Genomic DNA, 16,839 nt, shown 5'->3' on the forward strand with positions numbered 1-16,839 from the left:
CGCCGGACTTTACGGAACGATCCCATCGAACGACTCCACGCGGGTGTGGTTGCCGGCTGCGGCGCCGGTGCGCGGCTGCGGGTAGTCCTGCGGGCGGTCGACCAGAACGGTCTCCATGCCGGCGGCGCTGGCTGCATCCAGCTCTTCCACCACGTCCGAGAGAAACAGCACCTGTTCGGCAGGCACGTCCAGGCGTCGATGGATGCGGGCATAGCTTTCAGCTTCGCGCTTGCCGCCGACCTCGGTGTCGAACCAGGCTGAAAACAGCGGGCTCAGGTCGCCGGCGTCGGTGTGGGAGAACAACAGCACCTGGGCGGGGACCGAGCCCGAAGAATAGACCGCCAGGGTATGACCCGCGTCATGCCACTGCCGCAGCTGTTCCACGGCGTCCGGATAGACCGGCGCGGCGAAGTCACCATTGCGATAGCCGTCGGCCCACAGCATCCCCTGCAGGGCCTTGAGCGCGGTGTGCTTGAGATCCTGGTCAATCCAGCCCTGCAGCGTCTCAGCGATCATGCCGTCCTGGCAGACGCCGCCAAGCTCGGTGGCCACCTCGTCCAGCCAGCGCCGGACCTCCGGGTCCTGGCCGCGCACACGCACGAAGCGCGGCATCTCGCTGCGCGCATAGGGAAACAGCACGTCCTTGACGAAGGCGATGCTGCTGGTGGTGCCTTCGATATCGGTCAGGATGATGCGGGACATCGGGTCTCCTTGGTGACGCTCAAGCCTCGCCGTAGCGCGGGAAGCGCTGGGCGATATCGGTGCCGGTGAAATGTCCGATCCAGCCATCGGGCTGCTGGAAAAAACGGATCGCCACGAAATTGGGGCGCGGGCCCATGTCGAACCAGTGGGTGGTGCCGTCCGGCACGGCGATCAGGTCATCCTTGACGCATTCCACCTCGTACACCTTGCCATCCACATGCAGGGTGAACAGGCCGGAGCCGGCCACGAAGAAGCGCACTTCGTCCTCGCGGTGATAGTGCTCGTCCAGGAACTTGCGGCGGATCTCATCGCGCTCCGGATGATTGGGGGCGATGCTGATCACATCCACGCTGGTGAAGCCGCGCTCGGCGACGAGCCGGTCCACGTCCTGGCGATAGGCGGCCAGCACTTCTTCCTGGCTCGCGCCCGGCTCCACAGGGTGTGCGGCCTGCCAGCGCTCGAATGTCACTCCGATCGCGGCCAGCTCGCTGGCGATGCGGTCACCCTCTTCGGTCACCAGCAGGGGCGTGTCGGGGGAATCGTTGGCAAAGATGCGCAGTCGGCTCATCGTTTTTCTTGGGAGATCGGCAGGGATCTCCAGACTATCAGCCTGCGGGTGCGTCCGGATGGAACACCGTGTGGCCGCCAGTCAGCCGATACAGTTCCAGCTCGCAGCCGAGCAGGAATTCGAACGCTTCCAGGTGGCGACTGGCTTCGGCCACATCGCGACCCCAGGCGTACAGCCCGTGGCCGTCGATGAGATAGCCCCACATCGGCCCCTGGTCCAACAGTGCTTCCACCTGGGCGGCGAGGGTGGGCATGTGCTGGCTGTTGGGCAGCACCGGCACGGTGATCGCGGCTTCGTGGGTGCTGTTGCCGGCAAAGGCCTTGAGCAGCTCATAGCCCGCCAGCCTGACGCCGCCGGCAGCGGAAAACAGCCTTGAGGCCACCGTCTGGTTGAGCGAATGGGTGTGCAGCACGCAGCCGACTTCCGGCAGGCGCCGGTACAGCTGGGTGTGCAGCAGGGTCTCCGCGGAGGGCCGGTGGTCGCTGCCTACGGCGCGCCCGTCCAGGTCGATCACCATCAGGTCCGATTCGCCCAGCTTGCCCTTGTCGCGACCGGAGATGGTGATGGCCGCGTGGCCGTCATCGATCCGGCGGGAGAAGTTGCTGCTGGTGGCCGGCGTCCAGCCGCGGGTCGCCAGTGCGCGCACGGCGGCGGCAAGTTCCGTGCACAGTTCGTGCAGCTGCTGCGGGTCGAAGGGCAGGGTGGTCATGACGTGCCAGCCGCTTCCGCGTCGGGCTGCTGTTCGGCGGTGCGGCTGCCTTCAGGCGGGATGTACAGCACCTTGAAGCCCGCATATGCCATCACCAGCGCCACTACCGGGCCGACCAGGTTGAAGAACGCATACGGCAGGTAATCCATGGTCGCCACGCCGAGCGTGGCCGCCATGTAGGCGCCGCAGGTGTTCCAGGGCACCAGCGGAGAGGTGATGGTGGCGCCGTCTTCCAGCGCGCGTGACAGGTTCACCGGTTCCAGCCCCCGGCGGCGGAATTCAGGCTGGTACAGGCGGCCCGGCAGGACCAGGGACATGTACTGGTCGGCGGCCACCACGTTGGTGCCGAAGGCGGTGACGATGGTGGCGGCAATCAGCGAGCCGGCCGACTTCACCCGGGTCAGCACGCTGCGGATCATGCGCTCGAGCAGGCCGGTCTTTTCCATCACCGCGCCGAAGCCGAGCGCGCACATGATCAGCCATACCGTGTTGAGCATGCTGATCATGCCGCCGCGGCTGAGCAGCGCGTCCACGTCCGCATTGCCGGTGTTGGCCTCGTATCCTTCAAACAGCGCCTGCCACACGCCGGACAGCAGCGCCATTGGACGCGGAATATCGGAGCGGTCCACCAGGGCCAGAACCAGCTCGGGCTGGAACACCACCGCGAACACGCCGCCCAGGATCGCGCTGAGCAGGATCGCGGGGTAAGCGGGGAAACGGAGCATGGCCAGCGCGAACAGCACCACCATCGGAATAAGCAGATACCAGCCCAGGTTGTAGTGCTCGCCCAGTACCTGGGGCAGATTGCCGAACCCGGTATCGCCCGAGCCACCGGCTTCGCTCAGGCCCACTATCGTAAACAGCATCAACGCGATCGCCATGCTGGGGAAAGTGGTCCAGGTCAGGTGGCGGATGTGGGCAAACAGCTCGGCTCCGGCAGCCGCCGGGGCGATGATGGTGGTGTCGGAGATCGGCGACATCTTGTCGCCGAAGTAGGCGCCGGAAATAATTGCCCCGGCGGTGATTGGCAACGACATGTCCATGCCCTGGGCGACCCCGATCAGGGCTACGCCGAGCGTACCGGCCACGGTCCAGGAGCTGCCGATCGACAGCGCCACAATGGCGCACACCACGCAGGCGGCCGGATAGAAATAGGCCGGGTGCATCAGCTGCATGCCATAGACGATCAGCATCGGTACCGTGCCGCTGAGGATCCAGGTGCCGATCAGCGCGCCCACCGACAGCAGGATGAAGATGGGCACCACGGCCAGGGCCACGCCGTGGACCAGGCTGTTCTGGATCGTGTGCCACGGCATACGATTGCGCAGTCCCACCAGGGCGGCCACCCCACTGGACAGCATCAGTCCGACCTGGCTGGCGCCGAACGAGGCGTCATCGGCGTACAGATACACCGCGCAGATCAACGTGGCGACCAGGAACAGCAGCGGGGTGAGGGCCTGGAGCAGGCTGGGCTCGCGCAGCTGCTGGCGGGAGGATTCGGTCGTCATCGCTTCACTTCCGTTCGACTTCATGCCTGCTCGGCCCCGGGGCCGGTTGCTGCCCGAGCGGTTCCGGCCAGGCCGTGACGCGCAGGATGTCAGCGCCACGGCCGCCGTACCTTGCCAAAGCAGGCTGATGTTCACAAGCGCCGGAAGCCACGGTGGCCGGCTGGGCCGCGGGATGACCGATAATGGGCGCGCCCCCCGGCTCCTGATGGCGCAATGCAACATGACTGAACTGGACACCCCCGGCAGCGACTTCATCGCTGCGCTCAGCGGCTATCGCCGGCAGTGGCCGGAAGAGGCCGAGTGCGTGGACCAGTTCATCGCGCTGGCCGCGGATCCGGACAACCCCTATGTACGCGAGCGGCTGGAAGGCCACTTCACCGCGTCGTCGTGGCTGGTCAGTGCTGATGGCAGCCGCACCCTGTTGACCCATCACCGCAAGCTGGGCATCTGGGTGCAGCCGGGTGGGCACGCGGACGGCGATCGCAACCTGGCGCGGGTGGCACTGCGTGAAGCAGAGGAAGAGTCCGGGCTGCGCGCTCTCGCACTGGGCGCGGGGATCTGGTCGGGGATCTTCGACCTTGACCGGCACTGGATCCCGGAGCACAAGGGCGTGCCGGCACATTGGCATTACGACGTGCGCTACGTGGTGCAGGCGGGTGCGGACGAGGCATTCGTGGTCAGCGAGGAGTCGCACGCCCTGGCTTGGCGCGGGATCGATGCGGTTGCCGCCGATCCGGCCATGGACGCATCGTTGCGCCGGATGGCGCGCAAGTGGCTTGCGCGACTGTAGGTCGGCCCTACGCGGCCGACGCGCGATCCGCGACTGATCCGGTGATCCGGATCAGGTGGTCGCGGTATTGGTCTCGTCGCGCTTTTCGCGCGGCGGCAGGGTGTCGTCACCGTGCACCAGGAACCAGATGTTCTCGGCGATGTTGGTCACGTGATCGCCAATCCGCTCGATGTTCTTGGCCATGAACAGCAGGTGGGTGCAGGGCGTGATCGAGCGCGCGTCTTCCATCATATAGGTCAGCAGCTCGCGGAACAGGCCGGTGTACATCTGGTCCAGCTCGGCGTCGTTCTCACGGATCTGCTGCGCCGCTTCGGCGTCACCCGCCTGGTAGGCCACCAGCACTTCACGCAGCTGGCGCGCGGCAATCCGCGACAGGCCCTTGAGCCCGCGGGTGATCGGCAGGGCCGGGGACTGGTTCAGGGCCAGTGAGCGCTTGGCCACGTTGGCGGCGTAATCGCCGATACGTTCGATATCGGATGAGACCTTCAGCGCGGCCAGGATCTCGCGCAGATCACGGGCCATCGGACCGCGCAGCGCGAGTTTCATTACGTCCTCGCTGATTTCCTTTTCCAGCGCGTCGATCGCGTCGTCGTTGTCGATCACGCGGCGGGCGGCGGAATCGTCGCGACGTTCCACCACGTCCAGGGCGGCCTCCAGCTGGGCCGCCGCCATGTTGCCCATGCGCAGGATCTCGCTGGTCAGGCGGTCGCGCTCTTCGTCGTAGCTGTGGACGATGTGGTCGTGCTGATGGTTGGGCATGTCAGCCGAATCTCCCGGTGATGTAGTCCTCGGTCTGCTGCTTCGAGGGGTTGGAGAAGATGGTGTTGGTCTCGCCGTGCTCGATCAGGTCACCCAGGTACATGAAAGCGGTGAAGTCCGAGACGCGCGCCGCCTGCTGCATGTTGTGGGTCACGATCACGATGGTGTACTCGTGCTTGAGCTCGGCAATGAGCTGCTCGATGCGGCTGGTCGAGATCGGGTCCAGGGCAGAGGTGGGCTCGTCCAGCAGCAGCACATCGGGTCGCAGGGCCACCGCACGGGCGATGCACAGCCGCTGCTGCTGGCCGCCGGACAGGCCGAGCGCGCTCTGGCCCAGCTTGTCCTTCACCTCGTCCCACAGCGCGGCCTGGCCCAGGGCATGCTCCACGCGCTCTTCCATCTTCTTCTTCGAGAGCTTCTCGTGGTGGCGGATGGCATAGGCGATGTTCTCGTAGATGGTCATCGGGAACGGCACCGGCTTCTGGAACACCATGCCCACCTTGCTGCGCAGGCGGTTGAGCGGGTACTTGGGTGACAACACGTTTTCCCCGTCCAGCAGCACTTCACCGCTGGCCTCCTGCTTGGGGTACAGCGAATAGATGCGGTTGTAGACGCGCAGCAGGGTGGACTTGCCGCAACCGGAGGGGCCGATCAGCGCCGTCACCCGCTTTTCCGGGATATCCAGGTTGATTCCCTTCAGCGCGTGGAATTTGTCGTAATGGAAGTCCAGGCCACGGGTGGAAATCTTCACCGGTGCCTGCGGCTGGGTTTCGCGGTGGCTGGTGGCCAGCGAAATCCGCTTTGTGGCACTGGTGGTCGGGGTATCGGTCATGGCCGGTTCCGTTGCAAGGTCAGTCATGGGAGATCCTCTTGCGCAGCAGTAGGGCGCGCGCGCCAATGCTGATCAGCAGCACAAAGGTGGTCAGTACCAGCGCGCCCGCCCAGGCCAGCTGCTGCCAGGATTCATAGGGGCTGCCGGCGTACTGGTACATCACCACCGGCACGCTGGCCATCGGCCGCATGATGTCGGAGTTCCAGTACTGGTTGCCGAAGGCGGTGAACAGCAGCGGCGCGGTCTCGCCGGAGATTCGGGCAAGCGCGAGCAGGATGCCGGTGATGATGCCCGCCGAGGCGCTGCGATAGAGCACCTGCACGATCACCTTCCACTGCGGCACGCCCAGCGACAGGGCCGCCTCGCGCATCTGCACCGGCACCAGGCGCAGCATTTCGTCCGTCGTGCGCACCACCACCGGCAGCACGATGAAGGCCAGCGCGATGGCACCGGCCAGCGCCGAGAACCGGCCGCCGGTCTGCATCACGATCAGGGTGTAGACGAACAGACCGAGCACGATCGACGGTGCCGAGAGCAGGATGTCATTGACGAACCGCACCACCGTGCCGGTCTTGCGCGCGACGCCGTATTCGGCGAGCCACGTGCCGGCGGCCACGCCCAGCGGCGTGCCGATGCCGATGGCCAGCGCACACATCACCGCGCTGCCGAAGAAGGCGTTGAGCAGACCGCCGCCTTCCTGCATCGGCGGCGGGGTCATCTGGGTGAACAGGTCCAGGTTGATGCCGCCGGCGGCCTTGCTGACCAGCGTCCACAGGATCCAGCCCAGGAAAAACAGGCCGAACGCGGCCGCCAGGCAGGAGATGACGATCGCGGCGATGTTGCCCACCCGACGCCTGCGGTACAGGCGGTCGGCGACAGCGGTACTGGGGCCGGCATTCGTCATAGGCGAGGTCGACATCAGTTGCCTTCCTTGCGCGACAGGCGCATCAGCATCAGCCGGGCGATCGCCAGCACCACGAAGGTCACCAGGAACAGCACGAAGCCGAGCAGCAGCAGCGCCGATCGGTAGGTTTCAGTGGCCTCGCCGAAATCGTTGGCGATCAGCGCGGCAATCGTGGTGCCGGGCTCCAGCAGGGAGGGCGACAGGCGTACGCTGTTGCCCACGACGAACGCCACCGCCATGGTTTCACCCAGCGCACGGCCAAGTCCCAGGAAGATGCCGCCGATCACGGCGGAGCGCGTGTAGGGCAGCACGATGTCCCAGCTCACTTCCCACTTGGTGGAGCCGAGGGCGTAGGCCGATTCCTTGAGCCGGGTAGGGACGGTCAAAAACACCTCGCGCATCACCGAGGTGATGAACGGGATCACCATGATTGCCAGCACGAAGCCTGCGGTCAGCGTGCCGATCCCCAGCGGCGGGCCTCGGAACAGCATGCCGAAACCGGGCACGGCGCCCAGGTACTGGTTGAGCCAGGGGGTGACGTATTCCGTCATCACCGGTACCAGCACGAACAGGCCCCACATGCCGTAGATGATCGAAGGAATGGCAGCCAGCAGTTCGATCGCGCTGGCGACGGGGCCGCGGATCCAGCGCGGCGCCACTTCGGTCAGGAAAAACGCAATGCCGAAGCTGATCGGCACCGCGATGATCATTGCGATCACCGCGGTGACGATGGTGCCGTAGATCGGCGCGAGCGCGCCGTAGCGGTTTTCGACCGGATTCCAGTCGGCGGTGAAGAAGAACCGCCAGCCCTGGGAGAGCAATGCATCGCGGCCGCCCCACAGCATGGACAGGGCAGCCGCGGCCAGGGCCAGCATCACCAGCACCACGGTACCGCCCAGGACCAGCCGGAACAGGCGGTCGTTGCGGGTGTCGCGCAGGTCGTTGCGGGCCTTCGGGCCCGCTTCAATGGCAGTGGTGTTCATCGGGAAGCCGACCGGTTCCGGATTATTCGGCGGTGAAGCCGAATTCGCTGGCCCAGTAGGCCTCGACCTGGGTCACCAGGTCTGCGGGCAGCGGCACGTAATGCAGGGCACTCGCCTGGTCGGTGCCTTCCTTGAGGGCCCAGTTGAAGAAGCTCAGGGTGGCATGCGAACGCGCCTGGTCGGCCGGCTGTTTGGGCATCAGGATGAAGTTGGTGGCGGTGATCGGCCAGGCGTTCTCGCCCGGGGCGTCGGTGATCACCAGGTGGAAGTCGGAAGCGCCCGCCCAGTCGGCGGTGGCGGCGGCAGCGGAGAAGGTTTCCTCGCTCGGCCCCACCCAGTTGCCGGCGGCGTTCTGCAGCGACGCGTAGGGCATGTCGTTCTGCAGCGCGTAGGCCAGTTCAACGTAGCCGATCGAACCGCGGATCTGCTTCACGTACGAGGCCACGCCTTCGTTGCCCTTGCCGCCAACGCCGGCCGGCCACTGCAGCTGGGTGCCTTCGCCGATCCGGCCCTTCCAGTTGCCGCTGACCTTGGACAGGTAGTTGCTGAAGTTGAACGTGGTGCCCGATCCATCGGAGCGGTGCACGATGTTGATTTCCACTTCCGGCAGATCGATGTCCGGGTTGAGCCCGGCGATGGCCGGATCGTTCCAGTTGCTGACATCGCCCAGAAAGATATCGGCCAGCACGCTGCCGGTCAGGCGCAGCTCGCCCGGTGCGATGCCTTCCAGGTTGAACACCGGAACGACGCCGCCGATGGTCGAGGGGAACTGGCCCAGGCCGGCCTCGGCCAGCTCTTCGCTGGACAGCGGCGCGTCGGACGAGCCGAAATCCACCGTGGCCGCCTTGATCTGGGCGATGCCGCCACCCGATCCGATCGACTGGTAATTCATCCGGTGCCCGGTGGCGGCGTTGTAGTCGGCCGACCAGCGCGACATCAGCGGAAACACGAACGATGCGCCCGCGCCGGAGATCTCACTGGATGAGCCGGCGCCAGGCTGGCCGTCATCGCCGGACGGCTGGCACGCGGCCAGTCCAAACACCAGCGGCAGGGACAGGGAAAGGATGGCGAGTCGGGCGGGCTGCAGTTTCATGCGTGCTCCATGGAAGGGAGTGCCGGCGGTGCCGGCGGATGACGCCATGAAATGATGTTTTTGTTACAGCTTGATGACATGCCGGCGAAATGCAGTCATCAAAGGCCTTTTTTGGCGTCGCTATGTGCTCGTAGCTGAACGGACATGAGCTTGGACCGGCATGGGCTTGAATGGGTATGGACTCATCCGATCCACAGCCGCAGCAGCCAGGCAACCGTTCCGACCGTTGCCAATCCAGCCAGCCAGAGAATCAGCAGCCAGAGCAGGCGTTTCCACAGAGGGCTGCTCAATGGTATCCCTCACCAACCTTGCCCCGGAACACCCAGTAGGACCAGCCGGTGTAGGCAAGGATCACCGGGACCAATATCACTGCCCCGATCAGCATGAAGCCAAGGCTCGAGTCGGGCGAGGTGGCGTCGTAAACGGTCAGCGTCTGCGGAACGACGTAGGGAAACATGCTGATGCACAGGCCCAGGAACGTCAGCGCGAACAGCGACAGGCCCAGCAGGAAGGGTGCAAGCTCGCGGCCGCGGCGCAGGGATCGCCAGAATGCATAGGCGATGATCGCGGTCAGCAGCGGCACCTGCGCGGTCCAGAGCACCGTCGGGTAGGCCGTCCAACGATGGTGGTAGTCGAAGTCCAGGCCGATGGTGGCCAGGCTGACTGCAAAGATCCCCAGCAGCATGGCGCCCAGCAGCCACGGCGCCAGCTTTTTTGCCCTGGCCTGCACCGGTCCGCTGGTCTTGAGGATGAGCCAGCCCGCGCCGAGCAGGGCGTAGCCGGCCACCACGCTGACCCCGGTGAGCAGGCTGAAGGGGGTCAACCAGTCCCACCACCCACCGGCATATTCGCGACCGTCCACAGTGATGCCCTGCAGCAGCGCGCCGAGGATGATGCCCTGGGCCAACGCAGCCACGGTGGAGCCGCCGTGGAAGGCCGCATCCCACCACGCCCGATGCGCCGGGTCGCGCCAGCGTGCTTCAAACGCGACACCGCGGAACACCAGCGCGAGCAGCATTGCGATGATCGGCGGATAGACCGCGGTCATGATCACCGCGAATGCCAGCGGGAAGGCTGCCATCAGCCCGCCGCCGCCAAGCACCAGCCAGGTCTCGTTGCCGTCCCACACCGGGGCGACCGTGTTCATCGCCTGGTCGCGATCCTCACCGGGCTGCAGGGCGCGGAACAGGATGCCGATGCCCAGATCGAAGCCGTCCATGACCACATAGGCGAACACCGCAAACAGGATGATCGCTGCCCAGGCCATGGTGAGATCAAGATCCATCGTTCAATCCTCTCCCTTGTCGGCCATCTGCATGGCCGGGCCCGGGGTGATGCCGGCGCTGCGGATCGGCGCCTCGTCCTCGTCCATGGGCCGCTCGGAGGGCTGCACGCCCTTGGCCATCAGCCGCAGGATGTACAGCGTGCCAAGGCCGAAGACGATGAAGTACACGATGATAAAGGCGACCAGCGAAGTGCCGACCGCGGAGGCGTCCAGCGCCGAGGCGCTTTCCCGGGTCGTCATCAATCCGTACACGGTGTACGGCTGCCGCCCGACCTCGGTGGTGATCCAGCCCGCGATCACCGCCACGAAACCGGACAGGCCCATGCCCACCGCCGCGCGATGCAGGGCCGGCCACTCGAACAGGCGCCGCCGCCAGCGTGCGTACAGGCTCCAGGCCCCCAGCGCGATCATCGCCATGCCCAGTCCCACCATCACCCGGAACGACCAGAACACCACCCCCACCGGCGGCCGCTCGTCTTCCGGGATCGTCTCCAGCCCGTCGAGCGGGGCGTTGAGGTCGTGCTTGAGGATCAGTGAGGACAGCTTGGGGATTTCCAGCGCGTAGTTGACCCGGCCCGTCTCCGAGTCCGGGATGCCGAACAGGATCAGCGGCGCCCCATCTGGATAGCTTTCGTAATGGCCTTCCATGGCCATCACCTTGGCCGGTTGGTGTTCCAACGTGTTCAGCCCGTGTAGGTCGCCGATCACCAGCTGCACCGGAGCCACGATGGCGATCATCCACATGGCCATGGAGAACATCTTGCGCGAACTCGCCAGCGAGGTTGCCCGTGAAGCCTCAGCCGCTTCCTCGCCTCCCGCCGCCGGATCCGAAGCTGCCGGCACGCCCCGCCCGCGCCGGTGCCTGAGCAGGTGCCAGGCGCCCACGCCGCCAACGGCCAGCGCGGTGGTCAGGTAGGTGGCGCTGAGGGTGTGGGCCAGGCGGTAGGGAAAGCTCGGGTTGAAGATGATCTCCACCCAGCTGCCGGCCGGTACGAACTGGCCGACATCATTGATCTGGAAGCCCGTCGGCGTCTGCATCCAGCTGTTGGCACTGAGAATCCAGAACGCCGACAGGAAGGTGCCGAACGCCACCAGCAGGGTGGCCATGAAGTGCAGGCGTGGGCCGACCCGCTTCATGCCGAACAACATCACCCCGAGGAACCCGGCCTCCAGGAAGAATGCGGTCATGACCTCGTAGGCCATCAGCGGGCCGATGATCGGCCCGGCGCGATCGGAGAACACCGCCCAGTTGGTGCCGAACTGGTAGGTCATCACGATGCCGGATACCACGCCCATCGCGAACGCGACCGCGAAGATCTTTACCCAGAAGCGGAACAGGTCCAGGTACACCTGTTCCTTCGTCCGCAGCCAGCGCCACTCGAGCACGGCGAGAAAGCTTGCCAGCCCAATGGTGAAGGCCGGAAAGATGAAGTGGAAGCTGATCGTGAACGCGAACTGGAGTCGCGCCAGGAACACGGCGTCGAAGTTTTCAAACATGGTGCAGGCGACGCTAGCACCGCCGATGTCAGCGTCGCGTTCACGCCGGGATCATTTTCCTGAGGGCTGGTTCAATCCTGCTCGTATTGCACGTCAACGATGACGAACGAGACCGCTCCGGCCGGCAATTCCGCCTGGAATTCATCGTCCAAACGCTTCTTGAGCATCGCCCGGGCCAGCGGGGAGTCGATGCTGATCCAGCCCTTGGGCGCGTCGGTCTCATCCGGCCCGACGATGCGGTAGCGGACGGTGTCGCCGCTGTCCTGGTCCTCGAGCTCCACGGTGGCGCCGAAGAACACCGCTTGCGGGTCCGACGGTACGGTGTCCACCACTCGCAGCGCCTGCAGCCGCTTGCTGAGGTAGCGCACGCGGCGGTCGATCCCGCCCAGCTGCTTCTTGCGGTAGATGTATTCGGCGTTCTCGGAGCGGTCGCCCTCGGCGGCGGCTGCGGCCAGCGCGCGGACCACTTCCGGGCGCTGCACGCGCCACAGGTCATCCAGCTCGGCCTTCAGGCGTGCATGACCCTCCGGCGTGATCAGGGCGGTGCTTGTCTCCGGCGGCGGGCGCCAGCGCCCCACGGCTGTGCTCAACGCTTGCCACCGAACACGCCCATGATCCCGCGCACAATCCGGCGGCTGATCTGGTTGCCCACGTTGCGGGCTGCCTGCTTGCCCATGGTCTCGATCATGCCCTGGCGTCGGCCGGTGCCGAAGATCGCGTCGCGTGCCACCTGGCCCAGGCCGCGCCCACCGCCATCGTCCTTTTTCGCCTGAGGCGCCTTGGCTTCGACAGCGATCTCCTCGGCGCGCCTGGCCAGCACCTCGGCTGCCGATTCGCGGTTGACCGGGGTGTCGTACTTGCTACCCACCGGACTGCCGGCACGGATCCGGGCGCGCTCCTCGTCGCTGATCGCGCCCATGCGGCAACGCGGTGGTGCGATCACGGTGTGCTCGACCGGCATCGGAATGCCTTTGCCCTGATCAGGGACGTCCTGCAGGGTCGAGACCAGTGCCTCACCGGTGCCCAGGCGCGAGATCGTGTCCACCACGTCCAGGTCAGGGTTGGCCACGAAGGTCTGCGCTGCGGTGCGCACCGCCTTCTGGTCGCGCGGGGTGAAAGCGCGCAGAGCGTGCTGCACCCGGTTGCCGAGCTGGCCGAGGATCTCATCGGGCACGTCATCGGGAAACTGCGAGCAGAAGTACACGCCCACGCCCTTGGAGCGGATCAGCCGCACCACCTGCTCGATCCGCTGGCGCAGCGCCGACGGTGCGTCCTTGAACAGCAGGTGGGCCTCGTCGAACACGAACACCAGCTTCGGCTTGTCCAGGTCGCCGACCTCCGGCAGGGTCTCGAACAGCTCCGAGAGCAGCCACAGCAGGAAGCTTGAGTACAGCCGCGGCTTCATCAGCAGCTGGTCGGCGGCAAGGATGCCGATCACGCCGCGGCCGTTGGTGGTGGTGCGCATCAGGTCGGAAAGCTCCAGCGCCGGCTCGCCGAAGAACTCTCCGCCGCCGTCCTGCTCCAGCCGCAGCAGCGCGCGCTGGATCGCGCCCACCGACTGGGAGTTCACCAGGCCGTACTCGGCCGAGACCGCCTTGCGTTCCTCGATCACCAATGCCAGCAGGGCGCGCAGGTCGGTCAGGTCCAGCAGCAGCAGTCCGCGGTCATCGGCCAGCTTGAACACGATGTCCAGCACGCCGGACTGGGTGTCGTTGAGCTCCAGGATCCGGCCCAGCAGGGTCGGACCCATCTCGGTCACGGTGGTGCGCACCGGGTGCCCGAGCCTGCCGTACAGGTCCCAGAAAATGGTGGGGCTGCCTTCCACGGTGAAGCCGTCGATGCCCATCAGGTCGGCGCGCTTTTGCAGGCCCTCGTTCATCGTTCCCGGGAGTGCCAGGCCGGCCACGTCCCCCTTCATGTCGGCCATGAACACCGGCACGCCGGCGCGCGAGAAGGATTCGGCCAGCATCATCAGGGTGACCGTCTTGCCGGTGCCGGTCGCGCCGGCCACCAGGCCGTGGCGGTTGCCGTAGCGGGGCAGCAGATGCACGTTGCCGCTCTGCGGGGTGGTCACGGAACGGCCGACGAGGATGGGGTCCGGCTGCATGGTCTGTCCTGACAGATTGAATGCACGGGATTCTAGGCCATGCCGGCCCGGCCGGGTCCGCGGCGCGGACGCGTGCCGCCGCCGGAATTGATGCGCTGGACCAGCCGGGTTTGCCCGCGCGTGGTGGTGGCGGCTAACCTGCGCGTCCGCTTCGAGCCATCCTTGCCATGACCCTGCCTGCCATGTCCGCCGTCCGCCTGTCCGCCGTTGCCGTTCTCGGCCTGGCCCTGCTGTTCCCCGCTGGTGCCGATGCGCAGTCGCGCCGTGATCGCGAGGCGGCCGAGGCGCTGCAGCAGCGCATGGAGCAGGCCGAGGTCCGCTACCGCGAAGCCCTGGTGCGCGCGCGCAACCAGGAGCCGGGGGCCGTGGTGGAAAGCGATGCCGCGCTGGAGGACATGGAAGACGTGATGGTGGAATGCGGAGACCTCCGCGGCTGTGATCCCACCCGGTTCGTCACCACGTTCAAGCGCCTGCTCAAGGCCGAAGCGGACGTGGCTTCGGCCGACCCGGGCGACGACATCGATCCGTTTGACCCGGATCCGGACGGCATGCTCGCCGAAGGCGTGGTCGCGGATGTGCCCGAGGCCGCCCGTGCCGCGGCCCTGCTCAGCGATGGTCGCCGGTTTGTGGAGATGGTGCAGTTCAACCCAGCGGTGCAGGAGGGGATCCGCCGCTGGCTCACCGACATGCGCCACTCGCTGATCGTCAGCCATGAGAACTACCAGTACATGCGCCACGTGATGTGGCCGAACTTCGAGCGCGCCGGCCTGCCTGAGGCGCTGCTGTTCGGCATCCTGGCCAAGGAATCCACCGGCCGGGTGCATTCAACCTCGCGCGCGGGCGCGGCCGGGCCGCTGCAGTTCATGCCCGCCACCGGCCAGCGCTTCGGCCTGGGCCCCGATGCCACCGGCTTTGACACCCGCTACGACCCCTACGCCTCGGCCGAGGCCAGCGCGGCCTATCTCAACGAGCGCCTGGCCGAGCTCAGCAACAGTATTGAACTGGCACTGGCCGGTTACAACGGCGGGGAAGGGCGCGCGCGCCGTATCCATCGGGAAAACGGCGGGCGCAGCTTCTGGGACGAATCGGTCTACAGTCAGTTCCCGCCCGAGACCCGGGACTACGTGCCGATGGTGATCGCCGCAGCGTGGCTGTACCTGCACCCGCGCCGCTACGGGCTGGAGTTTCCGAAGATTAACGCGCGCCCGGAGCTGTTGCAGCTGGAGCGGGCCACCTCGATCTACGAGCTCACCATCTGCCTAGGCAACGGCGGTACGCGCTACGGTTTCATGCGCATGCTGCGTAATCTCAACCCGCGCTACCGCGCCGATGACGTGATCCCGGCCGGGACCACCCTCAATGTCACCGCCGACGTGGCCCGTCTGTACGGTCGCTGGTGCACCCGCAGCAACCGTGCCGATATCGCCCGTGAACTGGTCAATAGTGATCCCGGCAGCGCCGTGGTGCGCTCCGGACCACCGCCGCAGGCGCCCCGTCCGGCAGCAAGCGCCGCGCCCCGCGAGCACCGGGTGTCCCGCGGGGAAAGCCTGGGCCGCATCGCCGAGCGCTACAACTGCAACCTGCGCGAGCTGGCGAATGCCAACAACCTGCGCGCGCCCGCCTATAACCTGCGAGCCGGCCAGCGGCTGTCGCTGGAGTCCTGCGGGGGCTAGGACTCCAGCGTCAAGGTCAGTCCTTGTGGCCGCCAAAGTTGACGTTCAGGTTCTGCTGGATCTGAGTGGCTTCGGCCGAGTACGCGCCGTTGAACGCGCTGGTCAATCCGGTTTGGCCGAGCTCATCGGCGAGTTCGCGGACCTGGTCGAAGTGGGCGTCATGGATCACACCTGCCAGCGCTTGTTCGGGTCGCTCCGGATCAGTGGATAGAGCATCGTAGATGGCCTCGGCTACTTCCTTGACGATCAGGTTGGAGCCGGGAACCTTGCTGGCAGGTGTTTTCCCAACCAGCGCGCCGACGATAGAGGAGAACTGCTGTTTCGAGGCTTCGTTGGCCAGGATTTCGTCCGAATACCGGTCCATTGCAACGGCGACCCCGCCGGAGATGGAGGCATCCAGGCGTGCGAACTGTTCGATCAGGCCTTCCTGTTCGCGTGAATCGGCAGGGGCGTCGGCAGCGCCCGCCAACAGGCGGTCGGCGTGGTTGCTGATGGCCGACTCGATCGCCGGTACCAGGTCGCGCTGGCGGTCAAGAACGATCGACGAGGCATCGGGATTGAAAACGGTCTGGGCCATGAAGCGGGCCAGCGTTTCGGTTTGTACGGTGCCGCCGTTGGCGCCGGTATAGAAGTCGATCAGCTCAGCGCTGTTGTTGACGAACAGGGTGCCGGCTGCGTTCAACGCGCCGCTCTCCCACTGCGTGGCCAACGAGCCGGCAGGGATGTCCTTGTAGGGCGCGGCCTCGTTGAAGTCCACCAGCGCCTCAAATGCTTCGCGTCGCAACTCAGGCGTGTTCAGATTGCGGCTTTGCAATTCCGGGCTGGAGGTGTAGCCGATAGCAGCACCGGCACGATCCAGGCCGTCGTTGCCATTGCGTTCCCAGAGTGCATCGGACAATGCTTCAACTGTGCCGTTGGGTCTGCCGCCCCCGCCGCTTTCCAGGATCGTGAGGAAGCGCTGTGCGCCATTGCCGGCGCCATTGAAGTCGGCAATGCGCAGCAGGTCGTCTGCGCCGATCACCCCGTCCTCATAGGCCTGCTGCAGCGCCTCCCCAATGACCTGCTGGTCCGCGCCCAAGGTGGGGTCGTCGCGTATCGCACGGGCACTGTCGTTGGCGTAGAACGCCATCAGTCCGGATTCGTCCCCGCTTGCCAGTTCCTGGATGATCGCATCGCGTTCGGACTGGTTGAGGTTCGGATTCTGCAGCGCCTCGGCGAGCTGCGACTGGTTGAGCGGGACATCGGCGCGGATCGACATCAGGGCCGTTTCGACCTTCCGCTGGTCGATCTGCATGCAGACATTCTGTTGGGACCCAATCCCCATATCGTGCTGGGCAACGTTACCGACCATTGATCGAGGCCTCCTGACTGAGAGTGACACGACCACTTTTGCACACGCCCAGCCGACGAGTAACCCGGGCTGACCCTA

At 66.0% G+C, this 16,839-nt stretch carries 17 protein-coding genes; 2 read left to right on the top strand and 15 right to left on the bottom strand.

Annotation, left to right across the window (positions count from 1 at the left end; genetic code table 11):
• Positions 1–9 precede the first annotated feature (9 nt).
• Genes mtnC through nhaC form a run of 4 tightly spaced genes read right to left on the bottom strand, consistent with a single transcriptional unit; the run spans position 10 to position 3,487 of the window.
• The gene (mtnC, locus tag WCE59_RS00925) at positions 10–702 is read right to left on the bottom strand and encodes an acireductone synthase (RefSeq protein WP_343256824.1); all 693 of its coding nucleotides are present in this window, start codon (positions 700–702) and stop codon (positions 10–12) included.
• 19 nt (positions 703–721) lie between these two features.
• Positions 722–1,270, bottom strand: a complete 549-nt coding sequence (locus WCE59_RS00930; protein ID WP_343256825.1) for a 1,2-dihydroxy-3-keto-5-methylthiopentene dioxygenase — start codon at positions 1,268–1,270, stop codon at positions 722–724.
• Between the two features lie 37 nt (positions 1,271–1,307).
• A complete protein-coding gene (locus WCE59_RS00935) occupies positions 1,308–1,979 on the bottom strand; it encodes a methylthioribulose 1-phosphate dehydratase (protein ID WP_343256826.1) in 672 nt (223 codons plus the stop codon).
• Positions 1,976–3,487 (bottom strand): Na+/H+ antiporter NhaC, encoded by a 1,512-nt coding sequence (nhaC, locus tag WCE59_RS00940; protein ID WP_343256827.1) that lies wholly within the window; start codon positions 3,485–3,487, stop codon positions 1,976–1,978. Before nhaC ends, WCE59_RS00935 begins: the two co-directional genes overlap by 4 nt.
• A gap of 220 nt (positions 3,488–3,707) precedes the next feature.
• Between nhaC and WCE59_RS00945 the strand changes: the two genes are divergently transcribed.
• Positions 3,708–4,277 carry an NUDIX hydrolase gene (locus tag WCE59_RS00945; RefSeq protein WP_343256828.1) on the top strand — a complete coding sequence of 190 codons (570 nt, stop codon included), beginning with the start codon at positions 3,708–3,710 and terminating at the stop codon, positions 4,275–4,277.
• 51 nt (positions 4,278–4,328) lie between these two features.
• Here WCE59_RS00945 and phoU read toward each other — a convergent pair whose 3' ends face one another.
• From phoU to WCE59_RS00990, 10 genes are all read right to left on the bottom strand, one after another.
• Positions 4,329–5,036, bottom strand: coding sequence for a phosphate signaling complex protein PhoU (phoU, locus tag WCE59_RS00950; protein ID WP_343256829.1), 708 nt, complete (start codon positions 5,034–5,036; stop codon positions 4,329–4,331).
• 1 nt (position 5,037) lies between these two features.
• Positions 5,038–5,895 carry a phosphate ABC transporter ATP-binding protein PstB gene (gene pstB / locus WCE59_RS00955; protein WP_343256830.1) on the bottom strand — a complete coding sequence of 286 codons (858 nt, stop codon included), beginning with the start codon at positions 5,893–5,895 and terminating at the stop codon, positions 5,038–5,040.
• Positions 5,888–6,772 carry a phosphate ABC transporter permease PstA gene (gene pstA / locus WCE59_RS00960; protein ID WP_343257093.1) on the bottom strand — a complete coding sequence of 295 codons (885 nt, stop codon included), beginning with the start codon at positions 6,770–6,772 and terminating at the stop codon, positions 5,888–5,890. Before pstA ends, pstB begins: the two co-directional genes overlap by 8 nt.
• Before the next feature lie 14 nt (positions 6,773–6,786).
• Positions 6,787–7,755, bottom strand: coding sequence for a phosphate ABC transporter permease subunit PstC (pstC, locus tag WCE59_RS00965; protein WP_343256831.1), 969 nt, complete (start codon positions 7,753–7,755; stop codon positions 6,787–6,789).
• 22 nt (positions 7,756–7,777) lie between these two features.
• A complete protein-coding gene (pstS, locus tag WCE59_RS00970) occupies positions 7,778–8,848 on the bottom strand; it encodes a phosphate ABC transporter substrate-binding protein PstS (RefSeq protein ID WP_343256832.1) in 1,071 nt (356 codons plus the stop codon).
• A gap of 182 nt (positions 8,849–9,030) precedes the next feature.
• Positions 9,031–9,138: a DUF2474 family protein gene (locus WCE59_RS13720; RefSeq protein ID WP_449284066.1), complete on the bottom strand. Its 108-nt coding sequence runs from the start codon at positions 9,136–9,138 to the stop codon at positions 9,031–9,033.
• On the bottom strand, positions 9,135–10,133 hold the full coding sequence (cydB, locus tag WCE59_RS00975) for a cytochrome d ubiquinol oxidase subunit II (RefSeq protein ID WP_343256833.1): 999 nt from the start codon (positions 10,131–10,133) through the stop codon (positions 9,135–9,137). The genes WCE59_RS13720 and cydB overlap by 4 nt, the downstream gene beginning before the upstream one ends.
• A gap of 3 nt (positions 10,134–10,136) precedes the next feature.
• Positions 10,137–11,630: a cytochrome ubiquinol oxidase subunit I gene (locus WCE59_RS00980; RefSeq protein WP_343256834.1), complete on the bottom strand. Its 1,494-nt coding sequence runs from the start codon at positions 11,628–11,630 to the stop codon at positions 10,137–10,139.
• Between the two features lie 71 nt (positions 11,631–11,701).
• On the bottom strand, positions 11,702–12,208 hold the full coding sequence (greB, locus tag WCE59_RS00985) for a transcription elongation factor GreB (protein ID WP_343257094.1): 507 nt from the start codon (positions 12,206–12,208) through the stop codon (positions 11,702–11,704).
• An 8-nt stretch (positions 12,209–12,216) separates the two neighbouring features.
• Positions 12,217–13,737, bottom strand: a complete 1,521-nt coding sequence (locus tag WCE59_RS00990) for a helicase HerA-like domain-containing protein (protein ID WP_343256835.1) — start codon at positions 13,735–13,737, stop codon at positions 12,217–12,219.
• Between the two features lie 167 nt (positions 13,738–13,904).
• Here WCE59_RS00990 and WCE59_RS00995 point away from each other — a divergent pair, with 167 nt between their 5' ends.
• A complete protein-coding gene (locus WCE59_RS00995; RefSeq protein ID WP_343256836.1) occupies positions 13,905–15,410 on the top strand; it encodes a transglycosylase SLT domain-containing protein in 1,506 nt (501 codons plus the stop codon).
• A 16-nt stretch (positions 15,411–15,426) separates the two neighbouring features.
• On the opposite strand, the gene WCE59_RS01000 is transcribed toward WCE59_RS00995, so the two are convergent.
• The gene (locus WCE59_RS01000; RefSeq protein ID WP_343256837.1) at positions 15,427–16,704 is read right to left on the bottom strand and encodes a hypothetical protein; all 1,278 of its coding nucleotides are present in this window, start codon (positions 16,702–16,704) and stop codon (positions 15,427–15,429) included.
• Positions 16,705–16,839: the final 135 nt, after the last annotated feature.

Origin of the sequence: Luteimonas qiangzhengi (genome assembly GCF_039548515.1) — a bacterium.
In the GTDB taxonomy this organism is placed as follows: domain Bacteria; phylum Pseudomonadota; class Gammaproteobacteria; order Xanthomonadales; family Xanthomonadaceae; genus Luteimonas.

Coding starts and splice junctions, on each gene's coding strand:
- mtnC (WP_343256824.1), bottom strand. CDS start 702: ATGTCCCGCATCATCCTGACCGATATCGAAGGCACCACCAGCAGCATC.
- WCE59_RS00930 (WP_343256825.1), bottom strand. CDS start 1,270: ATGAGCCGACTGCGCATCTTTGCCAACGATTCCCCCGACACGCCCCTG.
- WCE59_RS00935 (WP_343256826.1), bottom strand. CDS start 1,979: ATGACCACCCTGCCCTTCGACCCGCAGCAGCTGCACGAACTGTGCACG.
- nhaC (WP_343256827.1), bottom strand. CDS start 3,487: ATGACGACCGAATCCTCCCGCCAGCAGCTGCGCGAGCCCAGCCTGCTC.
- WCE59_RS00945 (WP_343256828.1), top strand. CDS start 3,708: ATGACTGAACTGGACACCCCCGGCAGCGACTTCATCGCTGCGCTCAGC.
- phoU (WP_343256829.1), bottom strand. CDS start 5,036: ATGCCCAACCATCAGCACGACCACATCGTCCACAGCTACGACGAAGAG.
- pstB (WP_343256830.1), bottom strand. CDS start 5,895: ATGACTGACCTTGCAACGGAACCGGCCATGACCGATACCCCGACCACC.
- pstA (WP_343257093.1), bottom strand. CDS start 6,772: ATGACGAATGCCGGCCCCAGTACCGCTGTCGCCGACCGCCTGTACCGC.
- pstC (WP_343256831.1), bottom strand. CDS start 7,755: ATGAACACCACTGCCATTGAAGCGGGCCCGAAGGCCCGCAACGACCTG.
- pstS (WP_343256832.1), bottom strand. CDS start 8,848: ATGAAACTGCAGCCCGCCCGACTCGCCATCCTTTCCCTGTCCCTGCCG.
- cydB (WP_343256833.1), bottom strand. CDS start 10,133: ATGGATCTTGATCTCACCATGGCCTGGGCAGCGATCATCCTGTTTGCG.
- WCE59_RS00980 (WP_343256834.1), bottom strand. CDS start 11,630: ATGTTTGAAAACTTCGACGCCGTGTTCCTGGCGCGACTCCAGTTCGCG.
- WCE59_RS00990 (WP_343256835.1), bottom strand. CDS start 13,737: ATGCAGCCGGACCCCATCCTCGTCGGCCGTTCCGTGACCACCCCGCAG.
- WCE59_RS00995 (WP_343256836.1), top strand. CDS start 13,905: ATGACCCTGCCTGCCATGTCCGCCGTCCGCCTGTCCGCCGTTGCCGTT.
- WCE59_RS01000 (WP_343256837.1), bottom strand. CDS start 16,704: ATGCAGATCGACCAGCGGAAGGTCGAAACGGCCCTGATGTCGATCCGC.